This window comes from Kaistia soli DSM 19436 (assembly GCF_900129325.1).
Lineage (GTDB): Bacteria > Pseudomonadota > Alphaproteobacteria > Rhizobiales > Kaistiaceae > Kaistia > Kaistia soli.
In genome coordinates this window covers 1,782,065-1,796,670 of the sequence record NZ_FQUP01000001.1, presented here as the reverse complement: position 1 = coordinate 1,796,670, position 14,606 = coordinate 1,782,065, and the positions used below count along the sequence as shown (strand labels likewise).

The 14,606-nt window shown below is 64.7% G+C and carries 12 protein-coding genes and 1 tRNA gene; 4 read left to right on the top strand and 9 right to left on the bottom strand.

Annotated features, from left to right (window positions below):
• Positions 1 to 102 precede the first annotated feature (102 nt).
• Complete coding sequence (locus BUB39_RS08680) at positions 103 to 672, top strand: sterol desaturase family protein (RefSeq protein WP_073052502.1); 570 nt, start codon at positions 103 to 105, stop codon at positions 670 to 672.
• A gap of 45 nt (positions 673 to 717) precedes the next feature.
• Here the strand turns inward: BUB39_RS08680 and BUB39_RS08675 are convergent, their stop codons facing one another.
• The 6 genes from BUB39_RS08675 to BUB39_RS08650 all read right to left on the bottom strand — a co-directional run bounded on the left by BUB39_RS08675 (position 718) and on the right by BUB39_RS08650 (position 6,677).
• Positions 718 to 1,737 carry an ABC transporter permease gene (locus BUB39_RS08675; protein ID WP_073052501.1) on the bottom strand — a complete coding sequence of 340 codons (1,020 nt, stop codon included), beginning with the start codon at positions 1,735 to 1,737 and terminating at the stop codon, positions 718 to 720.
• A 48-nt stretch (positions 1,738 to 1,785) separates the two neighbouring features.
• Positions 1,786 to 3,330 (bottom strand): sugar ABC transporter ATP-binding protein, encoded by a 1,545-nt coding sequence (locus BUB39_RS08670; RefSeq protein WP_073052500.1) that lies wholly within the window; start codon positions 3,328 to 3,330, stop codon positions 1,786 to 1,788.
• 112 nt (positions 3,331 to 3,442) lie between these two features.
• Positions 3,443 to 4,399 (bottom strand): substrate-binding domain-containing protein, encoded by a 957-nt coding sequence (locus BUB39_RS08665; protein WP_073052499.1) that lies wholly within the window; start codon positions 4,397 to 4,399, stop codon positions 3,443 to 3,445.
• Positions 4,400 to 4,546: 147 nt separating this feature from the next.
• Complete coding sequence (locus BUB39_RS25745) at positions 4,547 to 5,581, bottom strand: hypothetical protein (protein WP_244540182.1); 1,035 nt, start codon at positions 5,579 to 5,581, stop codon at positions 4,547 to 4,549.
• Positions 5,582 to 5,585: 4 nt separating this feature from the next.
• Positions 5,586 to 6,275: an AIM24 family protein gene (locus BUB39_RS08655; protein WP_073052498.1), complete on the bottom strand. Its 690-nt coding sequence runs from the start codon at positions 6,273 to 6,275 to the stop codon at positions 5,586 to 5,588.
• Between the two features lie 326 nt (positions 6,276 to 6,601).
• Positions 6,602 to 6,677, bottom strand: a tRNA-Lys gene (locus tag BUB39_RS08650).
• Between the two features lie 294 nt (positions 6,678 to 6,971).
• On the opposite strand from BUB39_RS08650, the gene BUB39_RS08645 reads away from it, so the two are divergent.
• A complete protein-coding gene (locus BUB39_RS08645) occupies positions 6,972 to 9,188 on the top strand; it encodes an esterase-like activity of phytase family protein (RefSeq protein WP_073052497.1) in 2,217 nt (738 codons plus the stop codon).
• 98 nt (positions 9,189 to 9,286) lie between these two features.
• Here BUB39_RS08645 and BUB39_RS08640 read toward each other — a convergent pair whose 3' ends face one another.
• The 3 genes from BUB39_RS08640 to BUB39_RS08630 form a co-directional block, all read right to left on the bottom strand.
• The gene (locus BUB39_RS08640; RefSeq protein WP_073052496.1) at positions 9,287 to 10,858 is read right to left on the bottom strand and encodes a 2-isopropylmalate synthase; all 1,572 of its coding nucleotides are present in this window, start codon (positions 10,856 to 10,858) and stop codon (positions 9,287 to 9,289) included.
• A gap of 356 nt (positions 10,859 to 11,214) precedes the next feature.
• Positions 11,215 to 12,282 carry a histidinol-phosphate transaminase gene (hisC, locus tag BUB39_RS08635; RefSeq protein WP_073052495.1) on the bottom strand — a complete coding sequence of 356 codons (1,068 nt, stop codon included), beginning with the start codon at positions 12,280 to 12,282 and terminating at the stop codon, positions 11,215 to 11,217.
• A 29-nt stretch (positions 12,283 to 12,311) separates the two neighbouring features.
• Positions 12,312 to 13,214, bottom strand: coding sequence for a PhzF family phenazine biosynthesis protein (locus tag BUB39_RS08630; protein ID WP_073052494.1), 903 nt, complete (start codon positions 13,212 to 13,214; stop codon positions 12,312 to 12,314).
• Between the two features lie 287 nt (positions 13,215 to 13,501).
• On the opposite strand from BUB39_RS08630, the gene BUB39_RS08625 reads away from it, so the two are divergent.
• Together BUB39_RS08625 and soxR are read left to right on the top strand one after the other, a co-directional pair.
• Entirely contained in the window at positions 13,502 to 13,945 is a 444-nt protein-coding gene (locus tag BUB39_RS08625) for a BA14K family protein (RefSeq protein WP_073052493.1), read from the top strand.
• 141 nt (positions 13,946 to 14,086) lie between these two features.
• Positions 14,087 to 14,596, top strand: coding sequence for a redox-sensitive transcriptional activator SoxR (gene soxR, locus BUB39_RS08620; RefSeq protein WP_073052889.1), 510 nt, complete (start codon positions 14,087 to 14,089; stop codon positions 14,594 to 14,596).
• The last annotated feature ends 10 nt before the right edge of the window (positions 14,597 to 14,606 follow it).

Genomic DNA, 14,606 nt, shown 5'->3' with positions numbered 1-14,606 from the left:
CGAATCGATCCAATGCAGCTTTTCTGCCCTGCAGAAGCCTTGCGGTGCCGGCTCGGCCGGGCGCATCCTCTGCCGGGGCAGTCGGTTTCAGCGAAGGCTATCATGGCGACGATCACGCGCAGCGCTGTCGGCTACTACGCAGACTTTTTCGTCTACCCGCTCGTTCTCATCGGTCTCGTGGTGGCGACAAATCTGTCGCTGACCCCGTGGGATCCGCTCATATGGATCGTCGCGATGCTCGCCGGCCTATTCGCATGGACGCTGGCCGAATACATCATCCACCGCTTCATCCTGCACAACGTCGTCTATTTCCGCGACCTGCACGACCAGCATCACGCCACGCCGACCGATCTGATCGGGACGCCGATCTGGATGAGTTTCTCGATCCTCGTCATTGCGGTCCTGCTGCCGGCCTGCTGGCTGTTCGGCGTGCCTTATGGCAGCGGCTTCACCTTCGGCATGACGGCCGGCTACCTGACCTACTCGTTTGCCCATCACGTGCTGCACCATTGGCGCATGCTGCCCGGACATCCGCTTTATGGCTGGAAGCGGAAGCACGCGCTGCACCACTTCCGCCACGACGAAGGCAATTTCGGCGTCACCACCCTTTTCTGGGACCACGTCTTCGGCACGGCGCTCAGCCAGCGGAAGACGGCAGGCAAGGAAGGCTGAGGCTTTCGGGCAGAGTTTGACTTGCCGCTTCGGCCTTCCGAGCGCCTAGACCTTGCGCCGGCGCGACTTGGCGAATGTGTCGAAGGCGACAGCCAGCACGATGATCACGCCGATGATGATCTGCTGGATGTAGGACGAGACATTCATCAGCACGAGGCCGTTGAGCAGCACCCCGATCAGGATCGAGCCGATGACCGTGCCGAAGATCGTGCCGACGCCGCCGAACAGCGAAGTTCCCCCGATCACCACCGAAGCGATGACGGTCAGCTCATAGCCGGTTCCGGCAACCGCTTCGGCGGAATTGAGCCGCGCCGCCAGCACGAAGGAACCGAGCCCGGCGAAGAAGCCCATGATCACATAGACACTGCAGATGATGGCCGTGACGTTGAGGCCGGACAGCCGCGCTGCCTCGGGATTGCCGCCGACGGCATAGATCTGCCGGCCATAGCGCGTGTAGCGAAGGACGATATGCGCAAGCAGGCCGCAGACCAGGAAGATGATGACCGGCACCGGCACCGGGCCGATCTTGCCCTGGCCCCACCAGGTGAAGTCATGTTCGAACCCGGAGATCGGACCGCCCGCCGCAAAGAGCAGCGCCGCGCCGCGGAACACCGACATGCCCCCGAGCGTCACGACGAAGGGCGGCACTTTCAGCCGCGTGATCGAGAAGCCCTGCACGAGACCGCCGGCGACGCCGACCGCGATCGCGGCGAGCGCCGCCAGTTCCCAGCCATAGCCGACTCCGCCCTCGCCGACCGTGAAACGGTCCTGCATGCCGCCCTTGGCGACGGCTGCCGCGACGAGGCCCGCAAAGGCAAGCAGCGAGCCGACGGAAAGGTCAATGCCGGCCGTCAGGATGACGAAGGTCATGCCGATTGCGAGAAGACCCGTGATCGAGACTTGCCGCATGACGTTGAACAGATTGATCGACGACATGAAGCGCGGCTCGAGCACCGCGAACACCGCCATCAGCACGACGAGGAAGATCAGCGGCGCGAACCGCGCCAGAAACCCGAATAGATCGACGCTACTACTCTCCGCCGCGCTCTGCCTTGCCTCAGCCATGCCCTCGCCTTCCTCCACTCGACGTCATTCTCGGCGTCCGTCGCTCGCTCAGGCGGCGCGGCTCGTTGTTCCGAGCGTCATCATTGCCATCAATGTCTCCTGCGTCGCGTCGGCGCGCAGCATCTCGCCGGTCACCCGTCCCTCGCGCATCGTGACGATGCGGTCGGCGACCGAGAGCACCTCCGGCAGTTCCGAGCTGATGGCAATCACGGCGATGCCGGATCGCGCCATCTCGAACAGGAGATTGTGCACCTCGACCTTGGCGCCGACATCGATGCCACGCGTCGGTTCATCGACGATGAGCACCTTCGGCCTAAGCGCCAGCCAGCGCGCCAGCACGACCTTCTGCTGGTTGCCACCGGAGAGGTTCCCGACGGCCTGCTCCGGGCCCGCCATGCGGATGTTCAGAAGCTTGCGATATTCCTCGACGAGACCGCGCTCCTTGGCTTCATCGACGAAGATGCCGAAATGCCCGATGCGGTCGAGCGCCGCGACAGACACATTGGTGCGGATCGCCTGCGACAGGAACAAGGCCTGCAGCTTGCGGTCTTCGGGGACGAGGCCGATGCCATGCGCGATTGCGTCGCGCGGCGTGCGGATCGTGACCAGCTCGCCATCGACGAACACATCGCCTGAATCGAATGGATCGGCGCCAAAGATGGCGCGCGCCGTCTCAGTGCGGCCGGCACCGACCAGCCCGGCGATGCCGAGAATCTCGCCACGGCGCACATGCAGCGAGACATCGCGGATTTCGGTCGCATGCGGATCCTGCGCCGTGCGCAGACGGGTCAGCTTCTTGACTTCCAGCGCAACCGGCCCCGGCTCGCTCGCCTCGCGATGGGCGAACAACGCATTGACCTCGCGGCCGACCATAAGCCGAATGATGCCGTCGATGGTGATGTCTGAAACGCTGCCGGCCCCTGCGTTGCGGCCATCGCGCAGCACCGTGTACCGATCGCACACCTCCATCACCTCTTCGAGGCGATGCGTCACGAAGATGATCGAGATGCCCTCGTCCTTCAGGCGGCGGACAATCTTGAACAGCTTCTCGACTTCCGCGAGCGACAAGGCCGAAGTCGGCTCATCCATGATGATGACGCGCGAATCCATCGAAAGCGCGCGCGCGATCTCGACCATCTGCTGCTCGGCGACCGAGAGATCGCGGACGAGCGTCATCGGATTGCGTTCAAGGCCGATCCGGCGAATCAGCTTCTCGGTCTCGGCCGCCATGCGTGACCAGCTGACAAACGGGCCCCTGCCCGGCTCGCGGCCGATGAACACGTTCTCGGCGATGCTCATGTCCGGCGCGAGCGTGAATTCCTGGTAGATCGTGACGATGCCGAGCCGCTGCGCCGCATGCGGATTGGCAAGCGTCACAGGCTTTCCATCGAACAGGATCTCGCCCTGGTCAGGCGATTGCGCGCCGGCGAGGATCTTCAGGAGCGTCGACTTGCCAGCGCCATTCTCACCGAGAAGCGCGTGGATCTCCTGCCGTTTCACCTCGAGACCGACGCCATCGAGCGCCTTGACGCCCGGAAAGCTCTTGACGATGCCCGTCATCTTGAGAAGGGGCGGCGCAGCGGCGACGGTCATGAGAACCTCGGGCGCCGGGACGGCGGCGTCTTGCGGGATCGGACGTTCGGGAGCGGAAGACGAGCGTCCGGACGACGCGCATGGCGCCGTCCGGACGCGGTAGGCGCGAGGACTACTTCACTTCGCCGAGGCGCTCGGCGATGTTGAGGTTTTCCTTGGTGATCGCGACCGGGGTCAGCAGCGTCACGGCTTCAGCCGGCTTCTTCTTGTCCTTGATGAAAGCGACCAGGGTATCGACGCCCATCGCGCTCTGCTTGCCCGGGAACTGCTCGATCGTCGCCGTAAGGCCGCCGTCGCGGACCTGGGCCAGCGCTTCGGGCAGCGCATCGAAGCCGATGATCGCGATGCCCTGGAGGTTACGACCCTTCACGGCTTCGAGCGCACCGAGCGCCATGTCGTCATTGGCGGCGACGATCACCTTCGGCGGCTCAGAAAGGCCCGAAAGCGCGGCTTCCGTCACGGAAAGACCCTTGGCGCGATCGAAGCCAGCCGTCTGCTCGAAGACGATCTTGTACTTGTCGGCGGCCTTGTCGAGGACGTTGTGCAGGCCCTTGTTGCGGTCGATCGCCGGCGAGGCGCCCGACTGGCCCTGCAGGTTGACGATTGTCGCGCCATCGGGGAACAGCTTCATGACCAGTTCGCCCTGGGCCTCGCCGCCCTTGACGTTGTCCGCGCCGATATGGGCGAGGATGCCTTCCACCTGTGCCACGCGACGGTCGACCGTCACGACCGGGATGCCGGCCTCGACAGCCTGCTGCAGCGCCGGCGCCATGGCGTCGACCTCGTTCGGGCTGATCACGATGCCCTGAACGCCCTTGGTGATCGCGGCCTCGATATCGGCCGTCTGCTTCGGCGAGGAAACTTGGCCATCAGACTCGATCACCGCTACGCCCTGCTTGGCGGCTTCGGCCTTGAAGGCGTTCATCATGTGGACGAAGAACGGGAATGTCAGGCCCGGGACCGAGGCGAGGATGGTGACATCCTCGGCCTGCGCGCGCACCGGCGCCGTGGACATGGCCGCGAGCGCAATAGCGCCGGCGGCAAGGATGGACCTTGCAGTCTTGGACATCGAATTCCTCCCAAACCTGCCCTCTTTAGTGGGGCTGAAGGAACCATGCCGTAGGTGCCGCATCCGCGCAATCTGTTTTCAATCGATTTACAAGGCAATGTCAGTCACGGCGGACACCAGGCCGCCATGACCACGCAGAGCGCAGGATCAGTGCTTGCGGAAGCCCGCATAACCACCGTCGGCGTCGTACAGCACGTCAAATCCATTCAGGAAATGGAAGCTCGTGTTCACGAAGGGGGGCTTGTCCGAGACATCGAGATGAATAGCCGAGGGCGTCATCGGCGACATGTCGCCTGACGTGAAGCTGTAAAGCGGCTCGCTTGCCGCGTCTGTCCCGAGCAGAATCGCCACCGATGTACCATCGGCAAGCGGTCCGCTCGCCACCTGTGACGACGGCACGGTCATGAACATCGCGCCCACACCGGTATCGACAAGCATCGACCCGCAGGCGGGCGGCGTCTGCCCACCGAGCGAGATACAGGCTGGAACGCCTTTCCAGTCCGGCAGGTCGGCCTGGCGCTCGAGCTTCACGAAGCGGAATTCGCCGCGCGTGTTCTCGGCCGTGAGGCCGATATGGATGCCCTCCGGCGTCAGCACGTAACCCTTTCGATGCTCTCCCTCGGCCGCGACGTTCAGCACAGGGTTCTTGTCGGGCGTGCTCTGGCCCTGTCGATCACCCTCGCGGGCGAACCCGATGCCGACCATCGCAATATCGCGCGGATCATCATTCGGCCGGCAGTCGCGCGCCGTCTCAAGACAGGCAACACGCGTCACCGCGAGAACCGGCATCGGCTCGGTAGTAACGGAGGCGCCGTCGCGACCCGAGAGGGTCAGGGATGTCGTCACCCATGAGCCGAGCATGACGCGACCCGAACTCGTATAGGTGAGCTTGCCTTCGCCGATCACCGGGAGCTGGTCGAAATTCGGGATAAAGGCCGCTGCGACGACGACGCCCGTGGAGCCCGAGTCGAGCGTCGCATGCAGCACGCGCTCGCCGAAGGAGAGGCCGATGCTGGGAGTCTTCTCGATGCGGCCGTCGCCGGCGTTCAGATAGCGCAGGAAAGTGCCGGATTTGAACTTCTCATAGTCCGGTCGCTCGGCTGCGAGCGCCGGCAGGATCACCGAGCCGGCGATGAGGGTCGCGGCAAACAGAGTTGCGGCACGGGAGAACTTCGCGTTCATCGGATTAGCCCTGCTTCGGGAGATAATGGCTGATGCTGTGGGCAAGGCCAGGCAGCGTCAGCGTCTGTAACCACACCCGGCCGGGGCCGGTGAGCCGCGCCATGAAAAGATCGCCCGAGGCAAAGAAGGTCGAATGAACGCCGCGCAGCGACGTGATCTCGAAATTGACGCTCTGGTCGAACAGCCCGACATGGCCGGGATGGACCATGATCGACTGCCCTGCCGCCAAATCGTATTTGACGATCTCGCCGCCAAGCTCGACGAAAGCCTTACCCGAGCCCTCGATCTTCTGCAGCACGAAGCCATCGCCACCGAACACGCCGGCGCCAAGATTCTGCTGCAGGCCGCTCGCCACGACGATGCCACTGGTGCCGCAAAGGAAGCCGTGGCGGTGCACCAGATAGCTGCCGCCGGCGACGTCGAGTTCGATGATCTGGCCAGGCAGGCGGGCCGCGAAGCCAACGAGACCGGCACCCTCCGAGGCGCGGAACTCCGTGGTTACCAGACCAGCGCCCGAGACCGCCCGGCTCACGAGCCCGAGCAGCCCACCGCCGCCGCCTGCGCCGAGCGATGTGTGCAGCGTCACGCCTCCCGACATCCAGGACAGCGCCTCAGGAACCCCGACCAGGCCTTCGCCGGGTTGCAGCTCTACTTCGAGGACCGGCAACACGCTGCCGATGATCTTGGTTTGCATGGGGATTCCTCTTTCCTGTCCACAAACGCCATCGATCTCGCCGCGAGATCTAGGCCAAATGCGCCTAGCACCTTCGCGGATTAGCGATTTCTACGGCCCAAGCCTTAACGCTTGATCCCGAAGATCGCTGCGATTGTCAGAAAGACAGGATTTGATCTGCAGGGCGGCCGCCAGTCCCGCAGCCGTGACGAGAGGATCGTCCGCGACCATCCGCCACTTCGGAGCCCGCGCTCAGCCGACGCAATGCGCGCCGTCACACGTAAAACGGTTCTTCCGCCTCACGCGGTCGGAAATTCTCGAAAGACTTGAATTTTTTGGAGAATTTTTGGTGGGTGCACTAGGGATCGAACCTAGGACAAGCTGATTAAGAGTCAGCTGCTCTACCAACTGAGCTATGCACCCGCCGCGATGCGGTCATTGCCGCGTCGACGAGGGGGTGTGTAGCAAAGGCGGCCGGGGCTGTCCAGCGGGGACGAGCGGGATTTTGCCGCCTGTGGAAATCCTCTGTTGCGGCACCGCGGTCAAAGGATGAATTCGGCCTCGATTCCAAGGCGCTATCGGCGAAAGCGCGCTCTGCGGTGAAGACGACTTGCGGAGATTGCGACCGGCCATCGTCATCGCCCTGTCATCCAGCGCCGCTCATTTCATCAGGTTTCGAACTCCCCCTCTTCCGACAGCCAGCGACCGGACCCAAAGATGAACCCCATCCTCAAAGGCACCCTCGCCGCCACGCTGCTCGCCAGCACCATGCTGGCCGCCCCGCTCGCCGACGCGGCCGAGATGTTCAACCGCATCGCGACCTTTCACGTCGTCGACAACCTCCCAGCGGGCGCCGATCCCAAGAAGGCGACCGTCGCAGAGATCATCACGGCAACGTCCGACGGCAACACGCTCGTCTACACCGACAGCCCCGGCGAGCGGATCGGCCTCATCGACATCACCGACGCCAAGGCGCCGAAGCCCGCCGGAACGGTGGCGCTCGGCGGTGAGCCGACCTCGACGGTCGTCGCCGGCGGCATGGCCCTGGTTGGCGTCGTGACCTCGGCGAGCAAGGCGCAGCCGTCTGGCCATCTCGCCATCGTCGATCTCGCGACGAAGAGCGTGAAGGCGACCTGCGATCTCGCCGGCCAGCCGGATTCGCTCGCCATGAGCCCTGATGGCCAGTTCCTGGCCATCGCGATCGAGAACGAGCGCGACGAGGAGATCAACGACGGCGCCCTGCCGCAACTGCCAGGCGGCAGCCTAGTGACATTCAGGATCGGCACCGACGGCAGCGTCGATTGCGCCAGCAAGGCGCTCATCGATGTCGCCGGCCTCGCAGCTGTAGCCCCCGAGGATCCGGAGCCGGAATTCGTCGATTTCAACGACAAGAACCAGATCGTCCTGACGCTGCAGGAGAACAACCACATCGTCATCGCCGACGCCGCCACCGGCAAGGTGGTGACGCATTTCCCGGCGGGCACGGTCGATCTCGACGGCATCGACGTCAAGAAGGACGGCGTCATCGATCTTTCAGGCAAGATGACCGAAGTCGCCCGCGAACCGGACGGCGTGCAGTGGATCGACGCGGACCGTTTCGTCACCGCCAACGAGGGCGACTGGAAGGGGGGCAGCCGCGGATTCACGATCTTCAAGACCGATGGCAGCGTCGACTACGACAGCGGCACGTCCTTCGAATACGAGACTGTCCGCCTCGGCCATTATCCTGAAAAGCGCAACAAGAAGGGCAACGAGCCCGAGGGCGCCGAAGTTGCGACGTTCGGCGGCGACCGACTGATCTTCATCGGTTCGGAGCGTGCCTCGCTGGTTGGCGTCTACAAGGACGAGGGTACCGGCAAGGCGCCGACGCTGCTGCAGGCGCTGCCGGGCGGTATCGGCCCCGAGGGCCTGCTGGCGATCCCCGCGCGCAATCTCTTCGTGACCGCCGCCGAGAACGACCTCCGCGAAGACGGGCTGATCGGTTCCGTGGTGACGCTCTATGAGCGCAGCGATGCGCCGGCCGCCTATCCAACGATCGTCTCCGCCGACAAGGACGGCAAGCCGATCGGCTGGGCCGCGCTTTCCGGCACAGTTGCCGACGCCAAGGTTGCTGGCAAGCTCTATGCCGTCATCGACAGCGCACAGTCGATCGGTCGCATACTCACGATCGATGCGAAGCAGACCCCGGCCCTGATCACCGATGCGATCACCGTGACCAAGGACGGCAAGCCGGCCGAAAATCTAGACCTCGAGGGCATTGCGCTCGCCGCAGATGGCGGCTTCTGGCTCGCCTCGGAGGGCAATCCCGAACGCGAGAAGAACAAGACCCAGTCGAAACTGATCCACACCGATGCCACGGGCGCGATCCTCGAGGAGATCATCCTCCCGGAGGCCCTGGCTGCCAACGCGACGCGCTTCGGCTTCGAAGGCGTGACCGTAACGGGCAGTGGCGACGACGAGACCCTGTGGCTCGCCGTGCAGCGCGAATGGAAGGACGATCCGAAGGGCTACACCAAGCTCCTCGCCTACAAGCCGGCGGCGAAGAGCTGGGGTGCCGTCCACTATCCGCTCGACAAGGCCGCCAAGGGCTGGGTCGGCCTCTCGGAGATCACGGCCGTTCCCGGTGGCCTCGTCGTGATCGAGCGCGACAACCAGATCGGCCGCGACGCAGCGATCAAGAAACTCGCCTTCGTGCCGCTCGCCGGCGTGACGCCGGCCCCGCTCGGTGGCGACCTGCCGAAGGTCACGAAGCAGGATCTCGTCGATCTTCTGCCGGCCCTCGCCGCGCCGAAGGGCTACGTGCTCGACAAGGTCGAGAGCTTCGCGATCGACGCCGACGGCAATGCCTTCGCCGTCACCGACAATGACGGCGTCGACGACCATTCCGGCGAGACGCAGTTCCTCCGCCTCGGCAAGCTCGCTCTGCCGATGTAGGCGCGGGGGCGGCACCTGCCCCGCACCTTTTCAGAACTTGAAACGAAACGGCCGCGTCGATGACGCGGCCGCTTTTCATTGAAAGCAGATGAAGGGCCTCAGGCGCTGGCGGCCTGCGCGTGCTGGCGGAGGCGTTTAACGGCGATCTTGTTGACCGCCGAGATATACGCCTTGGCCGAGGCCACCATCGTATCTGGATCGGCGCCACGGCCGGTGACAGATTTGCCATCTTCTTCGAGCCGGACAGAGACTTCCGCCTGCGCGTCGGTGCCTTCGGTGACGGCATGCACCTGATAGAGCGACATCTTGGCCTGATGCGGCACGATGGCCGTGATGGCGTTGAAGGTCGCGTCGACGGGCCCATTGCCGGCGACTTCCTTGGTGATATGCGTGCCGTCAACATCGAGGCTGATGATCGCCTTGGCGGGTCCGCCGGTGCCAGCGATGACCGTCAATGACAAGAGGCGGATCGTCTCGCTGGCGGTCGCGACTTCATCTCCGACCAGCGCCTCGATATCCTCGTCATAGACATGCTTCTTGCGGTCGGCGAGGTCCTTGAAGCGCTTGAAGGCGTCTTCCAGGGCGTTGTCGCCCAGTTCGTAGCCGAGATCCTTCAGCTTCTCGCGGAAGGCATGGCGTCCGGAATGCTTGCCCATGACCAGCGAGGTCGCCTTCACGCCGACGCTCTCCGGGGTCATGATCTCGTAGGTCTCAGCATTCTTCAGCATGCCATCCTGGTGGATGCCGCTCTCATGGCTGAAGGCGTTCCGGCCGACGATCGCCTTGTTGTACTGGACCGGGAAGGCGGAAACGGCCGAGATCAACTTGGAGGCGCGGGTCAGCATCGTCGTCTCGACGCCGGTCGCATAGGGCAGCACGTCGCCGCGCGTGCGGATCGCCATCACGATCTCTTCCAGCGCGGCGTTGCCGGCGCGCTCGCCGAGACCATTGATCGTGCACTCAATCTGCCGCGCGCCACCAGCGACGCCGGCCAGCGAATTGGCGACGGCGAGGCCGAGATCATCATGGCAGTGCGTCGAGAAGATCGCCTTGTCGGAATTCGGCACGCGCTCAATCACCGCCCGGAACATCGCGGCATATTCATCCGGCACGGCGTACCCGACCGTATCGGGTAGGTTGATCGTGGTGGCGCCGGCCTTGATCGCGGCGTCGACGCAGCGGATCAGGTATTCAATCGGCGTGCGGGTCGCATCCATGGCCGACCATTCGACGTCCTCGACGAGGTTGCGCGCCTGCGCCACCGTCGCGGCGATGATGTCGAGAACCTGTTCCTCGCTCTTCTTCATCTGGTGGGCCAGATGGATCGGCGAGGTCGAGACGAAGGTGTGGATGCGCGGACGCTTGGCGACGCGCACCGCCTCTGCGGCGCGGCTGATGTCGCCGGAAATGGCCCGGGCGAGACCTGCGATGGTGACATCGGGGCCGGCGCGGCGGGCGATCTCCTGCACGGCCTCGAAATCGCCTTGGCTCGCGATCGGGAAGCCGGCCTCGATCACGTCGACGCCCATCTCCTCCAGCAGTTCGGCGACCTCGAGCTTCTCTTCATAAGTCATCGAGGCGCCGGGGCACTGTTCGCCGTCGCGCAAAGTCGTATCGAAAATGACGACCCGGTCCTTGGCGGAAGCGGCATCCGTGGTGATGGCGGTCATGGTCTGGTCTTTCTTCTGGCAGCCGCGTCCCGGATGTTCAGTTCGGGAGTGTCCGGCCGCGGAGCTTTGTAGGGCGTTGGCTCGTCGGCGCGTTCCCCTGAGAGCCCGGCCGCAAGGGCCTGCCGACGCTCAGGGGCAGCTAAGAAGAAGGAGGGCTTTCGGCAGGCCGCATGCCGGCAAAGGACGAGCGCCGCGGGAAATGATCCCCGCCGGAACTCCAGTCCTCGACACGACAGCGCTCATGCTCGCTCCACCCGGATCGTAGCCACGATCCCGCCAGCGTGATGCCGGCTCGGAATTCTTCTAGCAACGGGCACCGCGCAAATGCAAGCGCGGCGTCACGAAGCTTCCCCTCCTCAGCCTTGTTCCGCCAGAATTTCCGTCAGGGCTGCGACAAGCCGGTCGCATTCGGCCTCGGTGCCAATCGTGATGCGCAGGAAATCCTGGATGCGGTCCTTCTTGAAATGACGGACCAGAACGCGTCGCTCCCGGAGCGCGGCCGCGAGCACGGCGCCGGAATGATCCGGATGACGCGCGAAAATGAAGTTCGCCGCCGACGGCAGGACGGTGAAGCCGAGCTCCGCCAACTCCGCTGACAAACAGTCGCGGCCTGCGATGATCAGCGCGCGCTTTTCCTCGAACCAGTCGCGGTCGAGCCAGGACGCCGTCGCACCGGCGAGCGCAAGGCGATCGAGCGGATAGGAGTTGAAGCTGTCTTTGACCCGCTCCAGCGCCTCGATCAGCGGTCGCTGGCCCATGGCGAAGCCGACACGAAGCCCGGCCAGCGCGCGCGACTTCGAGAAGGTCTGGATCACGAGGAGATTCGGATGGCGCGCGATGAGCGACGACGCGCTCTCGGCGCCGAAATCGACATAGGCTTCGTCAATCACCACGGGCACGTCGGCATGGCGCGCGACCAGCGCCTCGATCGCAGAAAGCGGCAGGGCAATTCCGGTCGGCGCGTTCGGATTGGGCAGGATGATCGCGCCACAGGGCCGATCATAATCCGCCGGATCGATGGTGAAGTCGTCAGCGAGCGGAACGGCACGCGCGGTGATGCCGAAAAGCGCGCAATAGGTCGGGTAGAAAGAATAGCTGATGTCGGGAAAAAGCAGCGGTCCTTCCTGCTTCAACAAAGCTTGGAACGTGTGCGCCAGCACCTCGTCGGAGCCGTTGCCGACAAAGACCTCGCTCTCGCTGAGACCATGGCTCACCGCGATCGCCGCGCGGAGGGCCTGCCCCGTCGGCTCGGGATAGAGGCGGAGCTGATCACTCGTCGCCTCGGCGATGGCCGCGAGGGCCTTCGGCGAGGGCCCATAGGGGTTTTCATTCGTGTTGAGCTTGACGAGATCCGCGACGCGCGGCTGTTCGCCGGGCGTATAGGGCGTCAGCTCGTGGACGATCCGGCTCCAATAGCGGCTCATGACTTAACTTTCAGAAAGATGACCAGTCTCTAGACGTCGAGCATGCCGCGCGCGACCACCACCGCATCACCTCCGATGCGGGTCGCGACGAGCTGGCCGCCCTCGGTGTCGAGTTCGAGCGTGATGAGGCTGGGGCGCCCCATCTCGAAGCCCTGCTCGATGATGACGCGATGCGTGCCGCTGGTCGGGCGGTCGAATGTGGCGACAACGCCGGCAAAAGCCGCTGCGGCTGAGCCGGTCGCCGGATCCTCGACGAAGCCGAGCGTCTGCCAGATCATGCGGGCATGGAAATGGTGCGCGTTGCTCTCCGTCTCGCGGCAATAGGCGTAGACCGATGTGCCGCCGAATGCGCTCTGCCAGAGATCGCTGCGCGGCGCCAGCCGGCGAATCGCGGCGAGGTCGCGCACGGGTACGAAGACATAGGGCACGCCGCCGGTGAAGGCCGAGATCAGGTGATTCTCGAAACCGATCTCGGACGGCATCAAACCCAGCGCCGAGGCGACGGCGCCGCCATCCAGCGGCTGCGGCGCAGGCTTGGCGACGACCGGCGCATCGAAAATGGCGTGGCCACGACGACGATCCTTGAGGGCAACGGCTGTGCGGATCGAGCCGATTGTTTCCTCGAGCATCAGCATGACGTCGACATCGCCCTCGGTCTCGCCGGCATCGTCGAGCGCGAGCAGGACGGCCGTCCCGACCGTCGGATGCCCCGCGAAGGGCAGCTCCCTGCCCGGGGCAAATATCCGAAGCCGCGCGCGATGCGCCGGACGTTCCGGCGGCAGGACGAAAACCGTCTCGGCGAGATTGAACTCGGCCGTGATCGACATCATAGCAGCGGTGTCCAGGCCATCCGCATCGAGCACGACGGCGAGCTGGTTGCCGGCGAGCGGGCGGTCGGTGAAAACGTCGAGAACGGCGTAGCGGCGGGCCATGGATACCTCGGCAATGCATGCAGCGTCATGCGGTCAGGGTCGGCGCGGTCATAGCACGCCGCGGCCCTCGCGCCACGCGGCGCGGCGACACAACAGCGTTCAGCCAGCGTTCAGCTTGCGCCCGCTAACACTGATGCCAATTGGTCGGCTTGCCCCAATCTTTCCGCCGCATCGTCGCGATTTTGACGAGGCGCCATGATCTGATGGGACGATAAGCCGGCTGAGACATTGAATGTCATGCGTCCGGACTTCGGGTCCCGCGCAATCGTCGAAGAGGAGACTTGGTCATGAAGCGCTTGATTTCTGCGGCCCTCGCGGCCGCGATCGGGCTCGGCGCCGTGGCTGCGACCGCCAGCAGCGCCTCCGCCGACTGGCGAGGCGGCCCCGGATGGCGCGGCGGCCCTGGTTATGGCTACGGCCCCGGTTGGGGCCGGCCGGGCTGGGGTGGCGGCGGGCGCTATTATTACGGTCCCGGCTACCGCGGCGGCTATTATGGCGGCTGGGTTGGCAATCCTGGTGCGGCAGCGGCCGCGGGCGCGCTGCTCGGCCTTGGCGTGGGTGCGGCAATCGCCTCTCAGCCGCGCTACGGCTATGAAGTCCCGCCGCCGGCCGGTGTCGCTTGGCGCAGCCACGTCGCCTACTGCCAGGACCGCTATCGCAGCTACAATGCCGCGACCGACACCTTTGTCGGCTATGACGGTCGTGCCTATCGCTGCGTCGGCTCCTACTGACCAGCCCACCTTCGAACATGAAGACCCGCGCCCGAAAGGCGCGGGTCTTTTTCGTTTCAGGTCAGACCGGCGCTTGGAAGCTCAACTAATGTTGGGGTATCGTCGACTCTGCCCATATCCAGAATGACGGAACGCCTGCGCATGCCGACGGACAAGCCGCCCAGCGAAATGTCTGTCGGCCAAGTCGCCCGTCGCGCAGGCGTTCCGGTCTCGACGCTGCATTTCTATGAAGCCCAGGGGCTGATCCACAGCCACCGCACCGCCGGCAATCAGCGACGCTTTCCGCGTGCGGTGCTGCGCCTGATTGCGATCATCCGCGTTGCCCAGAAGACCGGCGTCCCGCTCGCACAGATCAAGGACCGACTCGCGAAACTGCCACGCCATCGCCCCGTCACTCTCGCCGAATGGTCAGCGCTCGCGACCGACTGGCGCGCGGAACTCGATGAGCGTATCACCCTGCTCGCCCGTCTCCGCGATCAGCTGACGGGGTGCATCGGCTGCGGCTGCCTCTCCGTGGCCGAATGTCCCCTTCGCAATCCTGGCGACAGCGCCGCCGAGGAAGGGCCTGGCGCCCGGCTCTTCAAGACCGACCCGCGCGGCCAGAATTCATCCGCGGGCGCATCGTCCGGCCTTGACCTCGATATTGGTTGAGGTTCTACAA

Bases quoted from the DNA above. Each gene is read 5' to 3' on its own strand.
- BUB39_RS08680 (WP_073052502.1), top strand. From the start codon at position 103: ATGGCGACGATCACGCGCAGCGCTGTCGGCTACTACGCAGACTTTTTC.
- BUB39_RS08675 (WP_073052501.1), bottom strand. From the start codon at position 1,737: ATGGCTGAGGCAAGGCAGAGCGCGGCGGAGAGTAGTAGCGTCGATCTA.
- BUB39_RS08670 (WP_073052500.1), bottom strand. From the start codon at position 3,330: ATGACCGTCGCCGCTGCGCCGCCCCTTCTCAAGATGACGGGCATCGTC.
- BUB39_RS08665 (WP_073052499.1), bottom strand. From the start codon at position 4,399: ATGTCCAAGACTGCAAGGTCCATCCTTGCCGCCGGCGCTATTGCGCTC.
- BUB39_RS25745 (WP_244540182.1), bottom strand. From the start codon at position 5,581: ATGAACGCGAAGTTCTCCCGTGCCGCAACTCTGTTTGCCGCGACCCTC.
- BUB39_RS08655 (WP_073052498.1), bottom strand. From the start codon at position 6,275: ATGCAAACCAAGATCATCGGCAGCGTGTTGCCGGTCCTCGAAGTAGAG.
- BUB39_RS08645 (WP_073052497.1), top strand. From the start codon at position 6,972: ATGAACCCCATCCTCAAAGGCACCCTCGCCGCCACGCTGCTCGCCAGC.
- BUB39_RS08640 (WP_073052496.1), bottom strand. From the start codon at position 10,858: ATGACCGCCATCACCACGGATGCCGCTTCCGCCAAGGACCGGGTCGTC.
- hisC (WP_073052495.1), bottom strand. From the start codon at position 12,282: ATGAGCCGCTATTGGAGCCGGATCGTCCACGAGCTGACGCCCTATACG.
- BUB39_RS08630 (WP_073052494.1), bottom strand. From the start codon at position 13,214: ATGGCCCGCCGCTACGCCGTTCTCGACGTTTTCACCGACCGCCCGCTC.
- BUB39_RS08625 (WP_073052493.1), top strand. From the start codon at position 13,502: ATGAAGCGCTTGATTTCTGCGGCCCTCGCGGCCGCGATCGGGCTCGGC.
- soxR (WP_073052889.1), top strand. From the start codon at position 14,087: ATGCCGACGGACAAGCCGCCCAGCGAAATGTCTGTCGGCCAAGTCGCC.